Annotated in this window: 22 protein-coding genes; 11 read left to right on the top strand and 11 right to left on the bottom strand. The window is 60.8% G+C overall.

Features of this window, described 5'->3' with window-relative positions:
* Window positions 1–54: 54 nt before the first annotated feature.
* From J7557_RS01475 to J7557_RS01465, 3 genes are all read right to left on the bottom strand, one after another.
* Window positions 55–534, bottom strand: a complete 480-nt coding sequence (locus tag J7557_RS01475) for a hypothetical protein (RefSeq protein ID WP_291416634.1) — start codon at window positions 532–534, stop codon at window positions 55–57.
* Window positions 534–2657 carry an autotransporter domain-containing protein gene (locus J7557_RS01470; protein WP_291416632.1) on the bottom strand — a complete coding sequence of 708 codons (2124 nt, stop codon included), beginning with the start codon at window positions 2655–2657 and terminating at the stop codon, window positions 534–536. Before J7557_RS01470 ends, J7557_RS01475 begins: the two co-directional genes overlap by 1 nt.
* A gap of 122 nt (window positions 2658–2779) precedes the next feature.
* Entirely contained in the window at window positions 2780–3748 is a 969-nt protein-coding gene (locus J7557_RS01465) for an AraC family transcriptional regulator (protein ID WP_291416630.1), read from the bottom strand.
* A gap of 201 nt (window positions 3749–3949) precedes the next feature.
* Between J7557_RS01465 and J7557_RS01460 the strand changes: the two genes are divergently transcribed.
* The gene (locus J7557_RS01460) at window positions 3950–4615 is read left to right on the top strand and encodes an SH3 domain-containing protein (RefSeq protein ID WP_291416629.1); all 666 of its coding nucleotides are present in this window, start codon (window positions 3950–3952) and stop codon (window positions 4613–4615) included.
* A 55-nt stretch (window positions 4616–4670) separates the two neighbouring features.
* Here J7557_RS01460 and J7557_RS01455 read toward each other — a convergent pair whose 3' ends face one another.
* Window positions 4671–4970 carry a PRC-barrel domain-containing protein gene (locus tag J7557_RS01455; protein ID WP_291416627.1) on the bottom strand — a complete coding sequence of 100 codons (300 nt, stop codon included), beginning with the start codon at window positions 4968–4970 and terminating at the stop codon, window positions 4671–4673.
* A 145-nt stretch (window positions 4971–5115) separates the two neighbouring features.
* Here J7557_RS01455 and J7557_RS01450 point away from each other — a divergent pair, with 145 nt between their 5' ends.
* From J7557_RS01450 to uvrB, 5 genes are all read left to right on the top strand, one after another.
* Entirely contained in the window at window positions 5116–5454 is a 339-nt protein-coding gene (locus J7557_RS01450; RefSeq protein ID WP_291416625.1) for a PadR family transcriptional regulator, read from the top strand.
* Window positions 5447–6094, top strand: a complete 648-nt coding sequence (locus J7557_RS01445; RefSeq protein WP_291416623.1) for a hypothetical protein — start codon at window positions 5447–5449, stop codon at window positions 6092–6094. Before J7557_RS01450 ends, J7557_RS01445 begins: the two co-directional genes overlap by 8 nt.
* Complete coding sequence (locus J7557_RS01440) at window positions 6091–6963, top strand: hypothetical protein (RefSeq protein ID WP_291416622.1); 873 nt, start codon at window positions 6091–6093, stop codon at window positions 6961–6963. Before J7557_RS01445 ends, J7557_RS01440 begins: the two co-directional genes overlap by 4 nt.
* A 211-nt stretch (window positions 6964–7174) precedes the next feature.
* Window positions 7175–8572, top strand: a complete 1398-nt coding sequence (locus J7557_RS01435; RefSeq protein ID WP_291416620.1) for an HD-GYP domain-containing protein — start codon at window positions 7175–7177, stop codon at window positions 8570–8572.
* Between the two features lie 128 nt (window positions 8573–8700).
* Window positions 8701–11307 (top strand): excinuclease ABC subunit UvrB, encoded by a 2607-nt coding sequence (uvrB, locus tag J7557_RS01430; protein WP_291416618.1) that lies wholly within the window; start codon window positions 8701–8703, stop codon window positions 11305–11307.
* 12 nt (window positions 11308–11319) lie between these two features.
* Here the strand turns inward: uvrB and J7557_RS01425 are convergent, their stop codons facing one another.
* From J7557_RS01425 to J7557_RS01415, 3 genes are all read right to left on the bottom strand, one after another.
* Window positions 11320–14454, bottom strand: a complete 3135-nt coding sequence (locus J7557_RS01425) for an SIR2 family protein (protein ID WP_291416616.1) — start codon at window positions 14452–14454, stop codon at window positions 11320–11322.
* Between the two features lie 85 nt (window positions 14455–14539).
* Window positions 14540–15016, bottom strand: coding sequence for a hypothetical protein (locus J7557_RS01420; protein ID WP_291416615.1), 477 nt, complete (start codon window positions 15014–15016; stop codon window positions 14540–14542).
* Between the two features lie 2 nt (window positions 15017–15018).
* The gene (locus tag J7557_RS01415; protein WP_291416613.1) at window positions 15019–15501 is read right to left on the bottom strand and encodes a hypothetical protein; all 483 of its coding nucleotides are present in this window, start codon (window positions 15499–15501) and stop codon (window positions 15019–15021) included.
* 582 nt (window positions 15502–16083) lie between these two features.
* Between J7557_RS01415 and J7557_RS01410 the strand changes: the two genes are divergently transcribed.
* From J7557_RS01410 to J7557_RS01400, 3 genes are all read left to right on the top strand, one after another.
* Complete coding sequence (locus J7557_RS01410; protein WP_291416611.1) at window positions 16084–16536, top strand: DUF1236 domain-containing protein; 453 nt, start codon at window positions 16084–16086, stop codon at window positions 16534–16536.
* Between the two features lie 132 nt (window positions 16537–16668).
* The gene (locus J7557_RS01405) at window positions 16669–16950 is read left to right on the top strand and encodes a hypothetical protein (protein ID WP_291416610.1); all 282 of its coding nucleotides are present in this window, start codon (window positions 16669–16671) and stop codon (window positions 16948–16950) included.
* A gap of 40 nt (window positions 16951–16990) precedes the next feature.
* Window positions 16991–17281 carry an SH3 domain-containing protein gene (locus J7557_RS01400; RefSeq protein ID WP_291416608.1) on the top strand — a complete coding sequence of 97 codons (291 nt, stop codon included), beginning with the start codon at window positions 16991–16993 and terminating at the stop codon, window positions 17279–17281.
* 1 nt (window position 17282) lies between these two features.
* Here the strand turns inward: J7557_RS01400 and hemH are convergent, their stop codons facing one another.
* From hemH to J7557_RS01385, 3 genes are all read right to left on the bottom strand, one after another.
* Window positions 17283–18305, bottom strand: a complete 1023-nt coding sequence (gene hemH, locus J7557_RS01395) for a ferrochelatase (protein ID WP_291416606.1) — start codon at window positions 18303–18305, stop codon at window positions 17283–17285.
* A gap of 117 nt (window positions 18306–18422) precedes the next feature.
* Window positions 18423–20117: a DUF1007 family protein gene (locus J7557_RS01390; RefSeq protein ID WP_291416604.1), complete on the bottom strand. Its 1695-nt coding sequence runs from the start codon at window positions 20115–20117 to the stop codon at window positions 18423–18425.
* 12 nt (window positions 20118–20129) lie between these two features.
* Window positions 20130–21026, bottom strand: coding sequence for a LysR family transcriptional regulator (locus J7557_RS01385; protein WP_291416602.1), 897 nt, complete (start codon window positions 21024–21026; stop codon window positions 20130–20132).
* 174 nt (window positions 21027–21200) lie between these two features.
* Here J7557_RS01385 and J7557_RS01380 point away from each other — a divergent pair, with 174 nt between their 5' ends.
* Window positions 21201–21623, top strand: a complete 423-nt coding sequence (locus tag J7557_RS01380; protein WP_291416601.1) for a hypothetical protein — start codon at window positions 21201–21203, stop codon at window positions 21621–21623.
* A 149-nt stretch (window positions 21624–21772) separates the two neighbouring features.
* Entirely contained in the window at window positions 21773–22225 is a 453-nt protein-coding gene (locus J7557_RS01375; protein ID WP_051960406.1) for an SH3 domain-containing protein, read from the top strand.
* A 51-nt stretch (window positions 22226–22276) separates the two neighbouring features.
* On the opposite strand, the gene J7557_RS01370 is transcribed toward J7557_RS01375, so the two are convergent.
* Complete coding sequence (locus J7557_RS01370; protein ID WP_291416597.1) at window positions 22277–22711, bottom strand: hypothetical protein; 435 nt, start codon at window positions 22709–22711, stop codon at window positions 22277–22279.
* Window positions 22712–22752 lie beyond the last annotated feature (41 nt).

Below are 22752 nucleotides of genomic sequence, written 5' to 3'. Positions count from 1 at the left end.
AAAATGAGCCGCCCGCAGTATTCTGCGTGGCGGCCCATTATCCGGAGCGAGCCGCTACTCTCCGAACTCTCCAAAGAACAATGCGTGGAGCCGACTTTCCAGCGGCCGCACCGCCTCGACATGCACCACGCCCTGTTCACGCACGGCCTGCGCTTCCGCGATCAGGCCTTCCATATGCTCGCGCATCATCGTCTTCTGGTCGTCCGGCAGCGCCGAGCCTTCCAGCAAGGCCAGCGGTTCCTCAAAAACCGCGTTGAAGTCATCGAGCGGAATCGTCGCCATATAGCCGCTCGCCACCGCGTCATAGGCAACCACCCAACTCGCCCGATCGAACCCCGCCGCCGGGATCAGATTGGCGCCAAGTGCGTCATAGTCGAAGAAGATATCCGCAGCATCGGCAACCATGCCCTCGCCGGTCTCGGCCGCCAATTGCTCGACGATCCCGACCACGGCCTCCGCCTCCACGGTCGTCAGCGCCACGGCGGGCGTCGCCATCATCAGGCCTGCCGCCACCAGAAAAATCCCAAATTTCATCAGAAAGCTCCCTTGATGCCGGCCGAAATAGCCACGGTTGGATCGCGCCCATTGGTCGCCAGATGCACCGATGTCGACAGCGACACCGCATCATTAACTTTGTGGTCGAGCTCCAGCCCTAGCCTGCCCCAGGTCTGTCCATAGGTTCCGCCGCCAAGCGAGAAGCTGAACAACCCATCCACCTGCCCCACGGCCGACGCGGCCGTACCGGTGCGATGCGCCAGTTCCAGCGTCGTGCTGAGCTTGGTCTGCTTCGAAAATTCCGTGATCGCCGTCACACCGACGCGAATGTCCGTATGGCCCAGATTCTGAGCTGCAAACCGTGCCGGAAACGGCCCGCCGCTCTCGCTATACCCGTCCACATGCAGCGCCCCGAATGCCACCGAGGCCCAGGGGTTGAAGCTGGTATTGCCGATCTTAGCCGCTTCCAGCCAATCCGCCCGCACCCGCACCACGCCACCCATGGCATTGGTCTGTCCACTCGACATCGCCGTCGCCGCGCCATTGGAATAGGCCCGGTCCACCTTGGCGTTCCATCCGCCCAGCATGCCGGTCACCGACAGCAGCAGTGGCGTCCCATCCGGCTGCCAGTCCACCTCGCCCAGCACATATTGCCCCACCATATTGGCCGCTCCACCGAGCGATAGTGCCTGCCACGAAGCCGTCGTGCCGACCGCACCGCCCAACCGCACCGAGCCACCCGCTAGGTCGACACAACCCCCGGCCTCCGCCAGCGCCAGGTTCGCGCCACTCTGGCCATAATGGGCAAAATCCCCCGTCGCCCAGGCGCACATGTCACCCGAAAGATTTGACGTCAGCATCAATGGCCGATGATGCGCCCCATTCATCGGCAGCCAGGTCAGAAACTCACCCACATTGGCAATGCCCGCCGCGCCATAGAGCGTGGCATTGTATTCCGCCACATCCATCAAGCCATTGCTCGGCTTGGGACCAGCAACTGCTCGTGCGATGTAGGGGACGCGCTCCCCATCAGCGTTCCACATCGTCCCCGCCACGATGCTGCCATCCTGGTTCGTGGCAGTGGCTTCCGCTAGCGTCACATCGACGGTCACCCCTGCGGCTCGCAACCAATCGGCCACCGAAATCATTTCCGTATCTTCGGCCCAGCGGTAAGCGACATATTCGGCCCCGGCCGTCTCCGCCGTGCCGACCACAACGGCACCATCGCCGGAGACGGCATAAGCCCAGCTGCTGTCGCCACCAAGCGTTCCAAGGTCGTGCATGGCCCCGCCGCTATAGCCGCTGGTGCTCCCCTCGACCCAACGAAAAGCCCGCGAATTACCTCCATCTGCCGGCGATTGGGCGGCATAACCGACTATCACCTTGCCATCTTCGGAAATATCTTCCGGATTTATCGTGCCGCCACCCAGTGAGCCAATGTCAATGTGCGTGACGACACCGCTCTCGATGTCGCTGACATCATAGCGATAAGCATGCCAGAACCCGAGGCCATCCACCTCGTATGCCGTGACGTAGCGGGCGTTTCCGGAAATACCACCTATGCCAATGGAACTGATCGCGCCATTGACCGTCGGCAACTCATGCATTTGCGGATTGGACGCAACGCCGGTCGTCGCGTCCTTTATCCAGACATAACCGCGGTCCCGGAAGTCGCTGCGCCGCGCGAGCCCTGCGACCACATTGCCATCGCTCGATACGTCATAGGCCCAACTGCGGGTGCCGCCGAGCGAGCCGATATATTCGAGCCCGCCGTCTTCAGTCCACCGGAACGCTCCCGGCATAAGGTTGAATTCGGAGTGTCCGACAGCCACGCTGCCATTGAACGAAAGCCCCGTAACATAGGAGCTTGCACCAATATCACTGCCAAGATCGAGGACATTGCCGCTCGTATCCCATCGCGCAGCCCGAAAAATGTTCGGGCCTGTATTCAGCGCCGCACCCGCCAGATAGGCACCATTGCCGCTCATGGCCCAGATGCGATACCCGTCCACAAGTCCCGGCGTGTGCGGAAAATAGTCAATCCTGTTCTGTGCCTCTGCCTTCGGAGCCATGACCAGCGCCGTGGTTGCCATCAGCGCCCCTGCCAGCAACCACCGGCCCCTGACCTGCCGTTTCCGTGTCCCAAAAGCACGACCAGCCATGAATATCTCCCAAAAGAAAAAAACCGGCCCTTGCGGACCGGCTTTGCCAATTAGGGGACTCGTCTGGCGCGCTCAACGGAAGCGCCTGTCAGTCAAAACCATTTGCGCTTCGCCATAACGGCCTAGACCTCCTCCTCGCCCCGCTTCCACGCCCCCGGCGTCACGCCAAAGCGCCGTCGAAACGCGGTGACAAAATTGCTCACCTGCGCATAGCCCAGTTCCCAGGCGAGCTGTTTGAGCGGCAAAGGCGTGCCCTCCTCCAGCGCCTGCCGCGCCGCATCGAGCCGGGCATCGCGCAGAAAGGCGAACACCGTCGTGCCATAGAGCTGGCGAAAACCACGATTGAGCCGCTTGGGCGAAAGCCCGACATCCTTCGATAGCGCCTCGAGATCGGGCGGCTCGCGCAGGTCGAACAGCAGCCGGTCACGCGCCATCCGCACCTTCGCCAGGTCGCGGGCGGGCAATGTATCGTCCGCCTCATGCGACCGGTCGAGCACGCTGAACTGATAGGCCAGGAATTCCAGCGCCTTGGCCTGCCGGAAAATCCGGTTCATCGGCCCGCGAAAGGCCGGCCGCAGCAGTTCCTGCGCCACCAGGCGCAGTTTTGCCGGTAAGGTCGCCATGCCCAGGACGTCTTCCTTGCCTCGGTCGAGCGTATCCTTGAACAGCTCGGGCAGATTGGAGTCGCCGCCCACCAGCTCCAGTGCCTCCGGCTCAAGCCGCAGCGACACCGCCCGCCATCCTCGATGCGCATCGATCTCGTAGCGCGCTCGCCGCTCCACCGGCGTCATTACATAGGCCCGCCCGTCTTCGCGCCACGCTTCATTCCCGCAACCCTCAAGGCTCACAACGCCCCGGCTCGCCAGGATGGCCCCGAGAATGAGCCGTCCCCGGCTCGGCTCCCCGGCCTCCACCTCGATACTGAAACGGCAATCGGGCGTCGCCTCGCTGCGATAGAGCCACAGACCCGGCAGCACCAGCGTCTCTTCGAGATAGGCCTTGGCGGCCCCATATCGAAAGCTCAGCCGTTCGCGCTCTGCGAAATCAGCGACATGCGTGTGCCGCCCACTCGAAAACAACCAATCCGTCATCCGTGTCCCTCGGAAGCAAGCCCGGCACGCTAAAAGAAAATCGCCTTCTGTCAAATCACGGAAATTATGAACGCCGGACAACAATACATGCCGGAACAGTAAATGGCCCATTCAGTACCAGTTCAGCGCCGGTGAACTTTACTGGCCTCAACAAAGCGGGAGGGGCGGAGGGCCGTACCCGCAGTTGAGGGACTGAACCCAATGACCAAGACCATCGCAATCACCGCACTCTTTTCCACGCTCACCCTGATCGTCGGCACCAGCGCCGCCCTGGCCCAGCCAGGCGTCGCCACCAGCGGCGTCAATGTCCGCTCCGGCCCGGGCACCAATTTCGCCAAGCTCGGCGCGCTCAAAGCCGGCGAACTCGTCGATGTCCAGGAATGCCAGGGCTCCTGGTGCTTCGTCGACCGCCAGGCCGGCAAGGACGGCTGGGTCGCGGCCAATTACCTGAAGCCCGCCGCCATCCAGGACGATGCCGACGAGGAAGAAGAGGACGACATCCCGTTCAATTTCGGCGTCACCGTCGGCCCCAATGGCCCGTCCATTTCCTTCGGCGTCGGCAACCAGCCCGCTCCCCCGCCGCAGCCGCCCCAGCCCCAGCCGCCGCAGAATGGCGACAAGGCCTGCTTCTATACCGGCATCCAGTTCACCGGCCAGAGTGCCTGCGTCGCCATCGGCGCCAATTCCACCTTCCTCGTCCCCGGCTGGGACAATGAAGTGGAAAGCTTCAAGATCATCGGCACCGGCAAGGTGGAAATCTGCCGCGACCCCAATTTCGGCGGCGGCTGCGCAGTCTATGTCAGCAGCCAGTCGAGCCTCCACCCGTCCTACGCCAACAACGTCTCGAGCTATCAGACCTACTACTGACGAAAACGAAAAGGCCCGGTCATGCCGGGCCTTCTTTCGTTTCGTCGATCGGGCTTCAGTGCCGCGGATGCTCGGGCAATTGCTTGAGCTCCTCCTTCGTCCACGACGTCATGGCATGAATTTCGCCGCCCTCGTCGCGCATGAAGTCCAGTTCATGTAACGGCAGCGCAACCGGTTTCGCGCCAATGCCGAGAAATCCCCCAACATCGACAACGGCCGTACTGTCCATCCCAACCCCGTCGATATGATCGACAGTGCCGACCTTTTCGTCATCGACATCATAAATGATCGCCCCTTCGAGCATTGCCGGGACAAGCTCGGTGCTGGAAAGGCGTACGTGATGGCTGTGGTCCATGGTCAATCTCCTTTCATCTCCCGAAGAAACCGCCACCAACCCCGCTCCGTTCCGCCAAAGGCCCATCACAATACCGCGCGCTTCGCGCATGGATTGACATACCTATCGCCGCAAGGCATATACATAGCAACAATAGGTATAAGCAATGCCCCCCACTCCATCCGTCTTCCTCAACGGCGTCCCTGAACTCCTGGTCCTGCGCCTGCTGCGCGATCGGGAAATGTATGGTTACGAATTGGTGCAAGCCATCCGCGAGACCAGCGCCGATCAACTCACCTTCGCCGAAGGCGTCATCTATCCGCTGCTCCATACGCTCGAGCGCGACGGCGCCCTCTCCACCCGCCGCCAGACCATCAATGGCCGCAGCCGCGTCTATTATTCCGTCACTCCTACTGGCCGCGAACGCTTCGACGCACTCTCGGCCCATTGGCGCACGCTCACCGGCGCCATCGCCAATGTTCTGGAGGCGCCCCGTCATGCCTGACCATTTCGTTGACCTCCGCGAAGAACTGCTCCGCGCCGGCCTCTCGCCGCGCCGCGTGAACCGCTATGTCAGGGAGCTCTCGGATCATCACGCTGATCTCACCGAGCACCTCCAAACCCACGGCCAGTCCCGCCACGAGGCCGAACGAGATGCCCTGCAGCGCCTCGGTTCCCACGACACCCTGCTGTTACCCATGCTCGCCGACAACCGTTTTCGCAGCATGGCATCGCGCTGGCCGGCCCTCGTCTATCTCGGCCTGCCTCTCGTCTCACAGATCGTCCTGGCAATCCTCGGGGCCTTGGCCCTCATCGCCGCAGCCTCGACGCCTCTCCGCCCCGCCCTGATCGATCTTGGCTCTGGCGTCGCAGTCCTCTGGCTCACGGCATCCGTCATCCTGAGTTGGGCCGCCATTCTTGCCGCCCATCGCCGCCGCGCCTCCATGCGCTGGCCGGTTATCGCAGCGCTCGCCGTTTCCACCCTCGCCGCCGCCACGAATATCGGTGTCACCATGCCCATGGCCGAGATTCACGGCGAAATCACCCTCGCCCTCATCCACCCCGCGCCCCTGCCCCTCGTCACCCTCGCGGCCCTCTCGCTGCTGCCTCTCCTTCTCCATTTCGGCGCCCGGTCCACGACATGAAAAGCCTCGTCGCCCTTGTCATGCTCACCGGCGCGGCCAGCGCGGCCCCGGAAGCCCATGACCTCGCCCGCCCGGACGGCAGTCTAATCCATTACACAATCGACCGCGCCGCCGAACCCGTCGCCGGCCTCCTCGTCCTCAGCCAGGGTTCCGGCTGCCGCCCCGGCGCCCAAAATGCCGCGCTCGCCACCGTCCGCGCCGCCTTCTCCGCCTATCACACCCTGATCGTCGAAAAAGCCGGCATCGCGCCGGAGATGGACATCGACGAAGGCAATTGCCCCACCGAGTTCTATGATCGCTATACCGTCTCGCAACGCATCGACGACTACGAAGCCGTCCTTTCCGCGCTCGGCCCGCAGCCCGGCCACCTCGTCCTTTTCGGCGGCTCCGAAGGTGGCCTGGCCATGGCTATCCTCGCCAGCAGGCTCGATCCCGATGCCGCCATCATCTTCTCCTCCGCCACCGGCACCAGTTTTGGCGACATGGTGAAAAGCACCGTTCCGCCTGAAGGCCATGCATTTATCGAGGCCGGCTTCGCCGCCGCCCGTGCCAATCCCGACAGCAGCGAGCTCTTTGCCGGCCACGCCTATCGCTTCTGGGCCGACATTCTCGATCACCGCTCCATCGACTATATGCGCGAGACCGATACGCCCTTTCTCCTCATCCAGGGCGGCCTAGACACCTCCTCGCCCCTCGCCGCCGCCCGCGCCACAGCCGATGCCTTCACCACCGACATCAGATGCAACCTGACCTATTGGGAATTCCCCGGTCTCGACCACGGCATGTTCGACCCCATGGGTGGGTCACATCTCTCCAGCATCGCCAAGATGTCAGCCGTATGGGCGGAAAACCCCATCCCCGCCTGCTGACCCAGCTCTAAGCAGGAAAAGTGGCCCCCCACTTCCCTTCTCGGCCCTCACCCGAGGACCGAAAACGCGACAATACGAGGCCATTTCGTCGCTCCAAAGAAAGGGTGAAACGACCCCAACCACACGCGGCCCATCCAATGCGATGGACGCCCGATGCTTCCCATTAAGAGTTTTCCCTTAGAACTGAACATGGAAGCATGGGAGTGCAGGCATGAAGGACGTCGTTCATCTCTCGGAAGTCGTGGGTGCGCTCAGCTACGCCCTGGACCTCACCGAGGGTCAGCCGATCGGCCATAGCCTGCGCTGCTGCTGGATCGGCATGCATATCGGCAAGCGCCTGGGACTTTCCGAAGCATCCCTGTCCGACCTCTATTACACGCTCCTGCTCAAGGACATCGGCTGCAGCTCCAATGCCGCGCGTATCTGCAAGCTCTATCTAACCGACGACCTGAGCTTCAAAGGCTCCTACAAGCTGATCGACAACAAGCTTCCTGAGGTTTTGCGGTTTTTGCTCGCCAACACGGCGCGAAAATCCGGCTTCGTCGAACGCCTGCAGACCATGATCAGTGTTGCGCGCAGCAGCGGCGAAATCGCTCGCGAACTGATCGAAACGCGCTGCCAGCGCGGCGCCGACATCGTCCGCAACATGCATTTCTCGGAAGCCGTTGCGCACGGCATTCTCGACCTCGACGAACACTGGGACGGCTCCGGCCAGCCGCTACAGCGTCGCGGCCGCGATATCTCCCTCTTTGCCCGCATTGCCCTGATCTCGCAGGTGGTCGACGTCTTCTTCATGCGCGGCGGCGCGCCCGCCGCCGTCGCGGAAGTGAAAAGCAGGTCCGGCCGCTGGTTCGACCCGGAACTGGTCTCGATCGTCGCGACCTTGGAAAGCGACGCCTTCTTCTGGCTTCCGCTCCTTGCCAATGACCTGCCGGATCGCGTCGCCGATCTCGAACCGCAAACCCTCGTGCGCTCGGTCGACGAAGACTATCTCGACGACATTGCCGCCGGCTTTGCGCAGGTGGTCGACGCCAAGAGCCCCTTCACTGCCGGCCACAGCGACCGCGTTTCCCTCTTCGCCGATCTCATCGCCGAAGAGCTCGGCTACGATGCCGAACACCGCCGCTGGCTCAAGCGCGCCGCTCTTCTCCACGATATCGGCAAGCTCGGCGTTTCCAATACCGTGCTCGACAAGAACGGCCCGCTCGACGAGGACGAATGGGAGCAGGTCCGCAGCCACTCGCAACTCGGCCGCATCATTCTCTCCAAGATCAGCGCCTTCCGCTCCATGGCCCGCATCGCCGGCGACCACCACGAACGGCTCGACCGCAAGGGTTACCCCTTCGGCATCGGCGCCGCCGAGATCGACCGCGACACCCGCATCGTCACGGCCGCCGATATTTTCGACGCCCTCACCGCCGACCGCCCCTATCGCAAGGCCATGCCGGTCCACACCGCCTTCGAAACCATGGAGCGTGGCGTCGGCACAGCCATCGACCCCGACGTCTTCGCTGCCCTGAAACGCGGCTTCGCCCGCATCAACGGCATCGTCGAAGCCCCGGCCCCCGCAGACACTGCCGACGCTGAGGCCAAGGCCGACGCAGCCTGAGGCCCCGTTCCCTCTCCGTTCACAATATGTTAAGAGCCGCGCTCCGTTTCCCTGCTGACATTGCGTGACAGGACACCCATCTTAGGGTCACCCTGCACCATCCGTTCTGCTGAAGAAGAGCCCGCGCCATGGCCCCCAAGACGACTCGCCCCGGCAAAGCCGAATTTTCCATCGACGAGTTCTTCGCCGAGATCGAAAAGGCCGAGGACCTTCTGGCCAATAAGCCGCTCTATGCCGAGCGCATGAAGAACAAGCGCGCCCTTGATCGCGCCGACGCGGCCGAGAAGGAAGCGGCTGCTCCCAAAACCCCGCTCGAAAAGCGCCGCACCACCAAGTCGAACTACGACACCGCCACCGGCATGGCCGCCAAGGCCGGCAAGACCAAGATCAATTCCGTCGACCGCGTCGACTTCGACGGCTTTGGCGAAGCCCCGCAAGCCGGCTTCGGCCACATGCCCTCTAAGGCAGTAACCGCCCGCGACATCTCCCGCGCCGCCGCTGCCGACCCAGAAGCCCAGGCCAAGCTGCGCGAAGCTCTCGACGCCTCGGTCAAAAAGAACAAAGCCCGCAAGGGCGAGTCCCTCGAAAACGCGACCACCGTCGGCGTCACCGCCACGGTGAAGGCGCTCGAACAGATCATTCTCCACGGCCGCAAGGAAGTGGAAGGTTCTTCGCCATGGGTCCCCCACCGCCCGGAACGCCCAGAGAAACTTGAGGGAGGAAAACCCTTCAAGCTCGTGACCGACTACGAGCCCCGCGGCGACCAGCCCACCGCCATCGGCGAACTGGTGGAAGGCATTTCCAACGGCGAAACCGACCAGGTCCTCCTCGGCGTCACCGGCTCAGGCAAAACCTTCACCGTCGCCCAGACCATCATGCGCACCCAGCGCCCGGCCCTGATCCTCGCGCCCAACAAAACCCTCGCCGCCCAGCTCTATGGCGAGTTCAAGCACTTCTTCCCGGAAAACGCCGTCGAATATTTCGTGTCCTACTACGACTACTACCAGCCGGAGGCCTACGTTCCGCGCACGGACACCTATATCGAGAAGGAATCCACCATCAACGAGCAGATCGACCGCATGCGCCACTCGGCGACGCGGGCGCTGATGGAGCGCGACGACGTCATCATCGTCGCCTCGGTGTCGTGCATTTACGGCATCGGCTCGGTGGAAGGCTATTCCGCCATGATCATCGACGTGCACCAGGGCGAGAGCATCGACCAGCGCGAAATGCTGCAAAAGCTCGTCGCCCTGCAATACAAGCGCAACGAGCAGGCCTTCACCCGCGGCTCCTTCCGCGTCCGCGGCGACACGGTGGAAATCTTCCCGTCCCACTATGAAGACGCCGCCTGGCGCGTCTCGCTCTTCGGCAACCAGATCGAAAAGATCGTCGAATTCGATCCGCTGACCGGCAAGACCATCGGCGAACGAAAATTCATCCGCATCTATGCGAACTCGCACCACGTCACCCCCCGCGCCACCACCACCGGCGCCATAAAGATGATCCGCCAGGAGCTGGCGGGCCGCCTGCAGGAACTCAACGGCGCTGGCCGCTTCCTCGAAGCCCAGCGCTTGGAACAGCGCACCCTCTTCGATCTCGAAATGATGGAAGCCACCGGCTCCTGCGCCGGCATCGAAAACTATTCCCGCTACTTCTCCGGCCGCCGCCCCGGCGAGCCCCCTCCGACGCTCTTCGAATACCTGCCCGACAATGCGCTGGTCTTCGTCGACGAAAGCCACGTCACCATCGGCCAGCTCGGCGCCATGTATCGCGGCGACCTTCGCCGCAAGGCGACCCTCGCCGAATACGGCTTCCGCCTCCCGAGCTGCATGGACAACCGCCCCCTCCGCTTCGAGGAGTGGAACGCCATGCGCCCGCAATCGGTCTATGTCTCGGCAACGCCCGGCTCATGGGAAATGGAACAGGCCGGCGGCGTCTTTGCCGAACAGGTCATCCGCCCCACCGGCCTCATCGATCCCCCGGTCGAAATCCGCCCCGCCACCCATCAGGTGGACGACGTCATCGACGAGATCCGCCAGACCATCAACAAGGGCTACCGCACCCTCTGCACGGTCCTCACCAAGAAGATGGCCGAAGACCTCACCGAATACATGCACGAGCAGGGTATTCGCGTGCGCTACATGCACTCCGACGTCGACACCATCGAGCGCATCGAGATCATCCGCGATCTGCGCCTCGGCGCCTTCGACGTGCTGGTGGGCATCAACCTGCTGCGCGAAGGCCTCGACATCCCCGAATGCGGCCTCGTCGCCATTCTGGACGCCGACAAGGAAGGCTTCCTCCGCTCCGAAACCAGTCTCATCCAGACCATCGGCCGCGCCGCGCGCAACGTCGATGGCCGCGTGATCCTTTATGCCGACAAAGAAACCGGCTCCATGGAACGCGCCCTGGCCGAGACCACCCGGCGCCGCGAAAAGCAGATCGCCTACAACACCGCCAACGGCATCACGCCCCAGAGCGTAAAAGCCCGCATCAACGACATCGTCGACAGCGTCTACGAACAAGACCACGTCACGATCTCAATTGGCAAAGGCAAGGACGGCAAAGAAAAGGTCGTCACCGGCGACAACCTCGCGACGGTCATCAAAGACCTCGAACGCGAAATGCGCGAAGCCGCGACGAACCTGGAATTCGAGAAGGCAGCAAGGCTCCGCGACGAGGTCAAGCGGCTGCGCGAGATGGAGTTGGATACGTTGTCGGGGGAAGTGGACTGAGCACTCTGACTCCTAGTAGGATATTACGTTGATGGCCTGCGGGCCCTTCAGCGTAAACCCCACTTCATATTTTAGAGCTTGCCCTTCCCTTACTCCGGTCAAGGGCATGTCCTTACCAGCAACTATGGCCACAAAAGAGAACCTGTCGTCCTCTACCAGCGCATAGGTTTCCCTCGCGACCACCACTCGCCCAGTGCACACCAAGTTCTGATTAGCACTATCGCGAATTATGCCTCTGACGCGCTTTTTGTCTTCAATTGGAACTCTCAGAGCCCCCATGTCAGTGAACAGCGGCCGGGCCTCTTCCCACTGTCCGGACAATGACAATTGCCGAGCATACCAGAATTTCACCTGCTGGTCCTTTGCGCCTTGATGATGCGCACGCTTCAAGTGGTACAATATCTCCTGGCTGTTCGACAGATCTGCGTCTGGCGAAAGAGACATTAGAGTACGTGCCAGTTCATAGTGCAGTGAGCCGTCGCCAGGGTTATGCTCCAACGAGCGGCGAAGGACGTCGATCGCACCAGGAAGGTCCTCTTTGGCACGTCGGACCAGCGCTAGTTTCTTGGCAATAAGAGAACTTCGCGGATTCAGATCAAACGCGCGCCTAAACGCCTCTTCCGCCCTCGTGGAATGAGCGAGTATTTGCTGAAGATTGCCTTCCTCAGCTACCAGTACAGCTTCGTTTGGAAAACGCTGCAATGCTCTTCGAATGGAGGATTCCGCATCGGTAATGGCGTCGTCTAGCTCCGCAAATGCGACGCGGTCATCACTACCCGACAACTCTATGACGTCCTTGACGCGATCTATCTTCGCTTTGAGGATTGTATGCCAAGGGTAAGAACTACCAGCACCACCAGTTGTCAGGTCAGAGGCCAATTCGATGGCGTACTTTCGGTAGCTTTCTCGCTCCAGAGGATCCGTCGCCAGTCGAGATCTGCGCAGCTCAATTTCCGCCTCCGTGTGCTTGAGGCTTCGGGCTCCACCGCCATCAACTCTGCCTGCACGGACCAGCATCTCCTTAGCTAGATCCAAATCGGCGAAAGTCACCGCTGAATTCATTTCAAAAATGGCTCGCTGGTGCAGCAGTCCAAAGTTCGGCCCCGCAACCTCCTCGGCCGCATCATATACCAGGCGTCCTCTCGCCCTGCTAACAAATGTCTTCCTTAGATTTTCTGCCTTCATTATCTGGTAAAGAACTTCTGAGTCATAGGAAAATGCCAAATTTAATTGATTTACAATATCAATAACATTGTCAAATCTGGCATCTTCTTCTTGAAACGCCTGTTCATATACCACACTCGCGATGTGGGTATGGCGCGCTTCATATACGACATCGCCCGTTCGAGCGTCATCACGAAGCCGCACGATCTGCTCCAGAGGCGGTAGAAGTTTCGACTTGAACTCATCGAAATTCACTCCGCTGAGCCTCGAAATGAGCCCCGCCCTCACCGGAGGGCCAAATCGATGCAGAGAACAAATGTTCAGATACAAATTTCTAGCCTCAACAGGCTCTATGGAGCGATACTCGTTCGCAAGTATATTGTAGAGTGGCGCTCCATTGGTGGCCTCTAAAAGAGCAACGATCAACTGCCGCCCGAACAATTCTTTCAGCTCATCGCGCTGCTCTTCTATTGATTTGTCCTTCAAAGACCCAAGTGAATTGTGATTCTTAAGTTTCTCTAATAGCTCATCAATTTCCGGCATTGAAAGATATCGCATGTCATATTCATCATCCACTAATGGGTGAAGATTTAGACAAACCATATTCCAATGATTGGTGTCTACGGCAGCAACAATAGTTGCGGAATGACCAACTCTAGAGAATTCTGCCATAAATTTCTCAACATCTTGGCGATGCTCCTCTAGATTGTCGATAAATATATACGGCTCGATAGATGACAGGTTCGCCATCTCTAGGAATGCTGGAACGGATAAGACATTTTCTCTGGCAACAAAGAACACCATTCGCTCGTACCGATGAAATGCGTCCCAAGCTGTACGGCGAAGCATTACTGTTTTACCGGACCCAGCATGCCCCTTTACGATGATTAACCTTGGTTGTTTCTTTGATCGGTTTGGGACCACCTGATCCAGCAGAAGATCCCTACCTATCGGCCGCGCTATGTCCAAATTGGCGGCTATTGGCGCCCAGCCCTGATTGAAACCGCTGTAAAATCTCTTCGCGTCAGCAGCCGGAATAATTTTGTCCGGACTGACGTGCTGTATCCTTTTGTTTAAGTAGTCCGCTAGAGGCGCACTCTCCTCGCCGCCCGGTCGATCAATGTAACGAGAGAATGACGTAGAAGACATTCTAGACAAAACGCCACTTAGCGTTGCTGTATTTTTGTCAATCACGCCGCTCAAGGCGCGCAGAAATCCTTCAAATGTTCCATCGATCAGCTGAACTCTCCGATCTGACCAATACCTGTAAGCTTCAGGTCGCTGATTTGGAAGTACGATATAGTGCAGCGGCCTATTATCTCCACTCGCAATTATCTCTTGAAATAGGGTTCTGATATTTGGATCTAAAAGTCTATATCCAACGAAGATTATCGTTTTTGTTTGAGCCCATTCCATAAACATGCTCAGCTGTAGTCTGCGGCCTTCGCGAAAGCGAATGAGCTGTTCGGTGCTGGCGATCATACTGGGATCGACCACATCTGCCTTCGTCAAACAGCCATGTAACTTCAGATAGGGAAGCTTGCCGTCTGTGCGGGCGTCCTCAATCGAATCCGCATCATCTCTAATCGGCGCCAGCGGCAACACACCAGGAACGCCACCAAAAGCACGTTCCACGATCAGGTCATAGTTGGTACCAGCGATGCCGTGCCACGGCAGTGTAGGTAACAGCTTATGGTAGGAGGCTGGCTGAAACGGCTCGAGGACTTTGCGCAAATAGGATTGAACGCGCCGAGTATCCGCAGAGCTACAACAATAGTCGTATATTACCGAGAATGGCTCCGATGGATCATAGGATGTAAGGAACTCTCTCGCTAGGAGCTCTCCCAACTCACCAGCAAGAGGTATTGTATTGCCCCTGTCATCTTGCGCGCCGAACGATGCTCCGGCGCCTAGGAACAAAACTGCTCGCCCCTCGGAAACCTCTCGAGACAGTTGTGGTGGAAGTGTAAATTCAAGTGTCATACGCCCCTCCTACTCAACATTGTAGGTCGTTGAGTAAGAATTCGTAATGTCGTGTATTCAGTATACTAACAGGATATTTCGCTCCTCACCCCAACCAAAGCCGAAACCGCTTATCCACCTCGGCCCGCGGCGCATATTCCTGCACCAGCCGCGCCAACCCCTTCGGCGTCACCGCCAGATGGCTTGCCGGCACCAGCACGTGCCCGCCATCGGCGAGAAAAAGCTCCAGTGTCCAGCCCGAGGACCCGCCGCCGCGATAGCCGAACGACCCGAATTTTTCCCAGGGAATGACCGCCGGCCGGGCCACGCGATGATCGACAAAACCCTCCGGCGAAAACGTCAATTGCGGCGAGCGGTCGAGCAGTTTGACCAAGTCATAACCGCCAAACACCGCGCCGCCCAAAACCAGCACCAGCCCGACCCACAGCACCTGCCCCACTTCGCCGCGCAAAAACGCCTGGGCAAGGATAAAAATCCCGAACACCACCATGGCACCCTTGATCGCCACCAGCAGAATGCTGATCGCGCCGCGATCGGTGTAGATATGAACAGTCCGGTCCATGCCTAACCCGCCGGGCAGGCCTCCAGAATCCGGTCGATTTCCCCCTTGCCGCTCTTGGCGCCGAATTCACCCAAAACCGCGCCACCCACGCTGACCGCAAACCCGCCGCGCAGCAGCGCCGTCAATTCCGGCCCGAAACTGGTAATCGTGCCGACCGAATAGCCATTGTAGTCGCTGATCTCGCTCTCGAAGCCAAAGCGTGTCCCCGCTCCCTCCAGCACGACCGTCGCCGGCTTCGCGCCCGGCGCCGCCGGCCCATCCACATAGATGGTGAGCACCACGTCGGCATACCCCTCCTGGCAATTCACCGCGATCGCCACATCGCCGCTGCCCGGCTCGTACCAGGCCAGAAACAGGTCGTTGACCCCGCTCATATCCTCTTCCTGCAGGTGCCAGCCCTCCGGCACCTCCTGCCCCATGGCCGCGGTTCCCAAAAACCCCGCCATCAGTGCCGCAGGAAAACCCAGACGTGAAAACCCCAGCATCGGCATCTCCCCTCCAAGATTGCCCCACTCTAGCGCCTGCGCGACAAAAGTAGAGTCCGCCGGCCGACCCAAACTTATTCAACTTATCCCCGCACCGAAAACCTGTGCCATCATTCCTCCGTTCCCGCCGATAACACGCGGCACCGACGAAGTGCCGGGCGGGAAGTCGGGTTTGCTCGGGGTCGCCTGGGCGAATGCGTGGATGCCGACCACCGGCCAGACGGCGGTGAGCCCCCGTTGCATCTTCGGATGCTTCCGACGGCGATCCGGACCGCAAACCCCAAAAGGGGGCCGCTCGAGGCGTGCGCAAAAAATCCCGAACGTGGGAAGCGGCTTTCGCCTCTTCTTTCACCATCCTCAGGGGCGAAAGCCGCTTTTCACCGTGCCTCACGGGGTATAACCGCGACGCCACAATGGCCGGGCGGCGTTTTCGCACGCGCGTAAAAAATTCCACACTCCCAGCGATTTGCACGCCGAATCAAGCGCTTGCGCGCCGCCCTTGAATCAAAAATACCGGAACCATTTCCGTCTCCGCCGGGTTTTCATCGCCATTGCCAAAGGCGAAAGCCGAAGGAGATAAAAATGAAGAAATTTCTGATTCCGATCATTGCCTCTGCCGCGCTGGTGGTTCCCACCGTCGCCCATGCCCAGATCATCAAGAGCGAACCCCAGGCCGAAGCTGCCGGCGGCGCTGTTGTCGGCGGCACGGCGGGCGGCGTCACCGGCGCCGTCGTCGGCGGCCTGATCTTTGGCCCCATCGGCGCTGCCATTGGCGGCTTTGCCGGGGCCACCATCGGCGCCGGCGCTGGCATCGAAGCCTCATCGGTCGACTATGTCCGCCTCAACCCCACCGAGCCCGTCGTGCTCGAAGGCGACATCGATGTCGGCTATGCGGTCCCCGAAGCCATTGTCATTCACCCCATCGAGGGCGATCCGGCCTATGGCTATTTCTACACCCAGGACCGCGTCTACTTCGTCGACCTCTCCAACCGCGCCGTGGTCTATTCCCCCGGCATCGTCGTAGCAGCGCAGTAATTACTGTCGCGACGCGGAATAAGTTCTTCCCCGACGGCCGCCTCCGGGCGGCCGTTTCTCATAACCGGTCCCAATCGTCCCGATAAAAAACCTTCGTTGGACGAGATTTACCCGGGGCATCACACTCGCCCCATGACCGAACGTCTCTCCAATGGCGGCCCACCCCTCGACGACGACCACACCCCACCCTGGGGCCGAAACGGCATAGGCCGCTATTTCGAATGGGCAGCGGCCAAGAAAAAAGCCTTCGACGCCCCCTATGACGTCGCCGTCCTCCGCGCCCGCCGCGCCGCCCTCATCGGCCTCACCTATGAGGAATACACCCTGGAAATCCTCGAACGCGGCCGCTATCTCGGCACCGGCGACGTGGACCGCATCGCCGAAATCAAGCGCAAGCGCCCGATCCGCTACTAAGCGCCTTGCAAGCGCCATCGTGCCAGCGCAAGAGTGCCCCATGCGCATCCTGTTCGTAGCGGCCCTCGCCGCCCTGACCATTACCCCGGCCCTGGCCGAACCCACCGCCCGCGTCTCCGGCGGCAATGTCGCCGTCCGCACCGGCCCCGGCATGTTCTACGGCATCATCGGCCGCATCCCCGACGGCACGGAAGTCACCCTCGACTATTGCACCCGCGACGACCGCTGGTGCTTTGTCACCGACACCGGCTGGGTCGACGCCTCCTGGCTCGTCGGCTGGTCCGCCAAAATGCGCGTCACCCCACCCGACTTTTTAGGCCCCGGCTGGTAGCTCAGAGCCAGCCCCCCAGCTCCCGCCGTACCATGGCTTCGATCATGTCCATGCCGGCCGGACTGTCATTGAGGCAGGGGATATAGGCAAACTTATCCCCGCCCGCCTCAAGGAAGGTATCTTTGCCCCCCATCGCGATCTCTTCGAGCGTCTCGATACAGTCCGCCGAAAACGCCGGCGCCAGGATCGCAACCTTCTTGATCCCCTTGCCCGGAAGTTCTTCCAGCGTCTTGTCGGTATAAGGCTGCAGCCATTCCGTCGGCCCGAACCGGCTCTGGAACGTCACCATCAGCTTCTCCTTCGGCCAGCCGAGATATTCGCGCACGAGGCGCGTCGTCTTGTGGCACTGGCAATGGTAGGGGTCGCCCTTCTGCAGATATTCCACCGGCATGCCGTGATAGCTGGTGATCACCACATCCGGCTCGAAATCGAGCGCCGCGACGCCGTCCCGGATCGAATGCGCCAGCGTCTCGATATATTTGGCGTCTTCGAAATAAGCCGGCGCCGTGCGCACTGCAGGTTGCCAGCGCATCTCCTTGAGCGCGTCGAACGCCTTGTCGTTGGCAGTTGCCGTTGTCGTAGCGGAATACTGCGGGTAGAGCGGCACGAGGAGTATTTTCTGGCAGCCCGCCTTCTGCATCTTTTCAAGGACGCTCTTGGTCGAAGGATTGCCGTAGCGCATGGCGTATTCCACCATCACACCATCGCCGTTCATGCGCTCGGCTAGGGCCTCGGCCTGGCCGCGGGTGATCACCCGCAGCGGGCTCTCGTTGCGCTCCTTGTCCCAGACCATGTCATAGGCATGCCCGGCCTTCTGTGGCCGGAAATTCAGGATGACGAGGTTGAGAATCGGCCACCAAAGCCACTTCGGCGTCTCGATCACGCGCGGGTCGGAGAGGAATTCCTTGAGGTAGCGCCGAACGCTCCAAAAGTCCGTCGCATCGGGCGTCCCGAGGTTGAGCAGCACAACACCAATTTTTTGCGCGACAACGGGAGGATGGTTGGGGGGCAGATGATCGGACATGGGGGGCGCCAGTTTGGAAAACTTCCAGAATTCCCGGCAACATAGAACTTTCTCACTTCGCCGCAAGGCGGCGATGGGTCGCGCTCGAACTTGCGCAAGATCAAGGCGAAAGCGGCTCTAGAGGCTAGCCGTAAGAAGCAACACGCCAAACAGCAACACGAAGACTGCCCCAGCCAGTTCGGCCCACCACACAATTCTCTGCGCCAGCGCGCTATCGCCTCCGGCAAGCCGGCCGACCAGCCCCTTGGCTCCCACTGCGAGTGAGGCAAGAACAGCCACCGTTATTGCTGTCCCCAGCCCCATAAGCAGCACCGAGACGACGCCCGCCAAAAGCACACCCTGCGATAGTGCAAAGACCATCACAACCAGCGCGCCCGAACAGGGCCGCAGCCCCACGGCAAGCACCACGCCCAGCTTTTCTCGCCAGCCCCCCTTGAGGTCGGCCGGCCCGACGGCGTGGTGCATGTGCTCGGCATGATGCTCGTGCGCGTGGTCATGCTCACCATGATGACCATGATCGTGATGGTGTGCGTGACCATGGTCGTGATGATGGTGATCGTGGCCATGTCCACGATCACCATCATGGTCATGCCAGATATCGCGCTTCACCGGCTCTTCATGATGGTGGTGGTGATGCCCCCATCCAAAAACCTTCCGCGCAATCAGCCAAAGCCCCAGCGCGACCACCATGGCATAGCTCAAGACTTCCACCCAATAGGCGGCATCGCCTAAGGCCGTGCTGGTCAGGTTCAACACCCCGGCCAAGACCAGCACAAAGCCGATCGCCACCAGCGATTGCAGCAGCGCCGACAGCGCGCTGAGCGCAATGCCCTGGCGCAGCTGCCGCTCATTGGCGAGCACATATGACGAGATAACCACCTTGCCGTGTCCCGGCCCGGCAGAGTGGAAAACGCCATAGAGGAAGCTCAGCCCACCCAGCACCCAAAATGCCGTCCAGTCCGTCCGCATCCGATCGAGCGCGCTGGTCATTGCGGCATAGAACGCCTTCTGCTGGTCCATCACCCAGCCAAAAAATCCCGTGCGCGGCAAGTTGAGACCCCGCTCCGGCGGCGGTCCGCCAAAGGGCGCGGCCGGCCGAGCCTGCGCCACATGCTCCGTCGCCTGCAAGGCCGTCGTCGCCGCTGGCGCTTCGCCACATGAAATGACGATCATTCCCTGCGTCCCGCGCATTGCCGCCGCTAGATCTGGCGGCAGTTCCAGCACCTCCGGCCCCAGCGCATAGAGCCGGTCTTCGGTCGCCTTATCCATCGGCCGCGGCGGCACCAGTTCCGTGCCACAGCTTGCCGGCGCATTCTCCAGCGTCACATGCCCGACATCGGCAAAGCTGATCGCCACATAATATTCGGCGTCGAAAATCCCCAGTTCAAACCGCGATCCCGGCACAACCGGCTCCTCGGCATTGATCGAAAAATCGAGCGTTACCTTGTTGTCGTCGTAGCGCATGCCCTGGTCGCCCGCGGGCGTGAAATGCACCCCGTCGCCGGCCACGGTATAGAACCCATAGTCAGCCAGCCCGACCATGTTCTCGTCGGCCAGTTCCTGCATTTCCTTGGGTGAGACGACACCATCGCCATTGGTATCGAGCCCCTGCACCATCCAAACGGAAAACGCCGTGTCGAAAGTCCAGCTATTGCGCAGCGTCACGATGCGCCCGGCGTCGTCGAAGACGACAGCCACCTTGGCATCGATGAAAATGTGTGGATGCGCCATCGCCGGCTGAACCAGCCCGAACAACACCAGAACCAGCCCTGCAAGCCGCAGCGCCCACGCCCCAAAACGCGAAAAACCCACGCCCCAAACCCGTCAGTTGATCGGGTGCACTGCGAACCAGTCCACCAGATGGTCGATCAGTGCCCGCACCTTGCCGGCCAGATGCCGCCGGTGCGGATAGACCGCCTGCAGCGTCTGCCCCGTCGGCAGAAAGCCAGGCAGCACCGGCACGAGTTCGCCACTCGCCACCAGCGGGTCAGCGAGATAGGACGGCAATACGACAAAACCGAGACCCATGGCCGCCGCCTTGCGCGCCGCCAGCGGCGAATTCACCCGCAACGGCCCGTTCACCGGCACGGAAATGGTCTTATCGTTCTCGACGAAGCGCCAGTTCGATTGGCCCTGCAGATTGACGTCGATGATGCAGGGCAAATGCCGGAGATCGTCAGGATGCTGCGGCGCGCCGATCGTCTTGATCAGCTCCGGCGACGCCCCCACCACCACATGCATATCGGCAATTTTTCGCGCGATCAGCGAGGAGTCCGCCAGCGTCGAAATCCGCAGCGCCACGTCGATCCCCTCATCGACGAGATCGACATAGCGATCCTCGAGCCTGAGATCGAGCGTCACCTTCGGATACTTCTTGAGATATTCAAAGATCGCCGGCGCCAGTGTCGACTCGCCAAAATTGCGCGGCGCCGAAACCCGCAGCATGCCGCGCGGCTCGGCCGTCTGGTCGGTAATCGTCGCATCGAGATCGTCAAGCTGCTGCAACAGCGACGAAGCCTCGCGATAGTAGGCCTCCCCCGCTTCGGTCAGGCTCAGTTTTCGCGTGGTGCGATTCATCAACCGCACGCCGAGATAGTCCTCCAGGTCGGTCACATATTTGCTGAGCAGCGCCTTGGAGCGGCCATGCAACCGAGCAGCGGAAGAAAATCCACCGGCATCAAAGACCTGCACGAATGCGCGAATGCGGGCAAGATCCTGCAAATTGGCCTCCATTGGCGGGAATCATACAAACGGTATTGCACCGCTGAACACCACCAATCGACGCATAACTCATCTGCAATCAGTGAACAATAACGGGGCTTGGTCGTTGCGTGATTAACGATAGGATAGATGCGTCATCGACGCGCAACCGGAGTTCGGACTATTTTCCCGCTCATGGCCAAACCTTCACCCAATTCCTCGCTCTATCAGCTGATCGCAGCTGGGCAATTGGCGCATAAGGCTTTGCTCGTGCCGCTCAAGGAACGCGGACTCGAACCGGGCGACGACGCCCTGCTCTTCGAACTGGGACGTTCGGGCACGACCGAGCAGGAACTGGCAGAGACTCTTGGCCTGCCGTTCGAAATGCTCGAACCTCGCCTTATCAGACTCATCGATCGCGACCTCATCGACCGCCGCGCCGTCGGCCCGGAACTTGTTCCGGGCGTTGCTCTCACCGAGCGCGGTATTCGCATCCGCAATAGCCTTGCCGATCACTGGGCCCAGCTTGAAGAAGCGCTCCTCGGCGAACTCAAGCCAAAACACCGCAAGCGCTTTGGCCAGATTCTACGTCGCTTCACCGATCTCCTGCAGTTTTGAACGTCGTCGGCGACGCCAAAGCAACGCACTGAAGCTTCGCGCATTTCCTGATTCAATGTCTGAAGGCTTTGTTCAGTCTGGGTTCATCCACGATGCGCTTTAGTGGATCCAGGCAAAAACAAGCCAACGACAGGGAAAGGAGAACTCCCATGGCTCTTAATCGCAAGCTGATCACTTCCGCGCTTGCCACCCTGGCAGTGCTGGCAACCACCGCAGCGGCCTCCGCAGCGCCAGCCGTAGCGACCAGCAATGTCAATGTGCGCTCGGGTCCGGGCACCGGCTATGCCGTGGTCGACGCGCTGCGCCGCGGCGAACAGGTCGATGTCCAATACTGCCGCGGTAGCTGGTGCTTCATCCAGAAGCGCGGTCCCGATGGCTGGGTGTCTTCCAACTACCTCTCGAGCGGTGGTGGCTGGGATGACGACTGGTACGAGCCGGCTCCTCCGCCGCGCCCGCCGCACTGGAATCCGCGTCCCCCGCGTCCGCCCCACTGGAACCCGCAGCCCTGGCCGCCGCGTCCTTACCCGACGCCCTACCCGACCCGTCCGGGCGCCAGCTTCTGCTTCAACGGCCCCAACGGCTACTTCTGCGCCGGCAGCTAATTCCGGCAATCACGCAAACAAGACGCACCGGGTCCCCGCCCGGTGCGTTTTCTATTCCACCGTCAGCCGCTCGACATCGACGCCATATCGCTCCAGCGGCGCCCGCGCCTTGCGCACGAGAAATTCATTCAGCCCATAGGCGACAATGGCGCCCACCACCGCGACGATTCCGAAGCCGCGCCACCCGTCCTGGCTGGCAATCACGATTGCCGAAAACAGCGTCACCGCACCCACACCGAGCAGAAACCAGCCGCGCTTCTGGCTCGCCGCGCGAAAATTCCGCGCGCCGACATGCAGCAGATCGCGCAATTCGCTGTCGCTCATCGCCACAAGCTCAGGATTGCGCGGCTCGCGCCTTATGGTCTCGATATAGGCATCCACGCGCCGCAAGGTCAGCGCCTCGCGCTCCTTGGTCACTTTTCCGCGCGTCAGCAGCGTCCAGCCGCCACCGATCAGCAACAAGACCAAGGCGATTTGCAGCCACATGGTGAGACCTCCCTATTCCAGCGCTTCACATGCCCATTCGA

Origin of the sequence: Devosia sp. (assembly GCF_017744655.1) — a bacterium.
Taxonomy (GTDB): Bacteria; Pseudomonadota; Alphaproteobacteria; order Rhizobiales; family Devosiaceae; genus Devosia.
This window is presented reverse-complemented; position numbering and strand designations above follow the sequence as displayed.

Bases quoted from the DNA above. Each gene is read 5' to 3' on its own strand.
- J7557_RS01475 (WP_291416634.1), bottom strand. From the start codon at position 534: ATGAAATTTGGGATTTTTCTGGTGGCGGCAGGCCTGATGATGGCGACG.
- J7557_RS01470 (WP_291416632.1), bottom strand. From the start codon at position 2,657: ATGGCTGGTCGTGCTTTTGGGACACGGAAACGGCAGGTCAGGGGCCGG.
- J7557_RS01465 (WP_291416630.1), bottom strand. From the start codon at position 3,748: ATGACGGATTGGTTGTTTTCGAGTGGGCGGCACACGCATGTCGCTGAT.
- J7557_RS01460 (WP_291416629.1), top strand. From the start codon at position 3,950: ATGACCAAGACCATCGCAATCACCGCACTCTTTTCCACGCTCACCCTG.
- J7557_RS01455 (WP_291416627.1), bottom strand. From the start codon at position 4,970: ATGGACCACAGCCATCACGTACGCCTTTCCAGCACCGAGCTTGTCCCG.
- J7557_RS01450 (WP_291416625.1), top strand. From the start codon at position 5,116: ATGCCCCCCACTCCATCCGTCTTCCTCAACGGCGTCCCTGAACTCCTG.
- J7557_RS01445 (WP_291416623.1), top strand. From the start codon at position 5,447: ATGCCTGACCATTTCGTTGACCTCCGCGAAGAACTGCTCCGCGCCGGC.
- J7557_RS01440 (WP_291416622.1), top strand. From the start codon at position 6,091: ATGAAAAGCCTCGTCGCCCTTGTCATGCTCACCGGCGCGGCCAGCGCG.
- J7557_RS01435 (WP_291416620.1), top strand. From the start codon at position 7,175: ATGAAGGACGTCGTTCATCTCTCGGAAGTCGTGGGTGCGCTCAGCTAC.
- uvrB (WP_291416618.1), top strand. From the start codon at position 8,701: ATGGCCCCCAAGACGACTCGCCCCGGCAAAGCCGAATTTTCCATCGAC.
- J7557_RS01425 (WP_291416616.1), bottom strand. From the start codon at position 14,454: ATGACACTTGAATTTACACTTCCACCACAACTGTCTCGAGAGGTTTCC.
- J7557_RS01420 (WP_291416615.1), bottom strand. From the start codon at position 15,016: ATGGACCGGACTGTTCATATCTACACCGATCGCGGCGCGATCAGCATT.
- J7557_RS01415 (WP_291416613.1), bottom strand. From the start codon at position 15,501: ATGCTGGGGTTTTCACGTCTGGGTTTTCCTGCGGCACTGATGGCGGGG.
- J7557_RS01410 (WP_291416611.1), top strand. From the start codon at position 16,084: ATGAAGAAATTTCTGATTCCGATCATTGCCTCTGCCGCGCTGGTGGTT.
- J7557_RS01405 (WP_291416610.1), top strand. From the start codon at position 16,669: ATGACCGAACGTCTCTCCAATGGCGGCCCACCCCTCGACGACGACCAC.
- J7557_RS01400 (WP_291416608.1), top strand. From the start codon at position 16,991: ATGCGCATCCTGTTCGTAGCGGCCCTCGCCGCCCTGACCATTACCCCG.
- hemH (WP_291416606.1), bottom strand. From the start codon at position 18,305: ATGTCCGATCATCTGCCCCCCAACCATCCTCCCGTTGTCGCGCAAAAA.
- J7557_RS01380 (WP_291416601.1), top strand. From the start codon at position 21,201: ATGGCCAAACCTTCACCCAATTCCTCGCTCTATCAGCTGATCGCAGCT.
- J7557_RS01375 (WP_051960406.1), top strand. From the start codon at position 21,773: ATGGCTCTTAATCGCAAGCTGATCACTTCCGCGCTTGCCACCCTGGCA.
- J7557_RS01370 (WP_291416597.1), bottom strand. From the start codon at position 22,711: ATGTGGCTGCAAATCGCCTTGGTCTTGTTGCTGATCGGTGGCGGCTGG.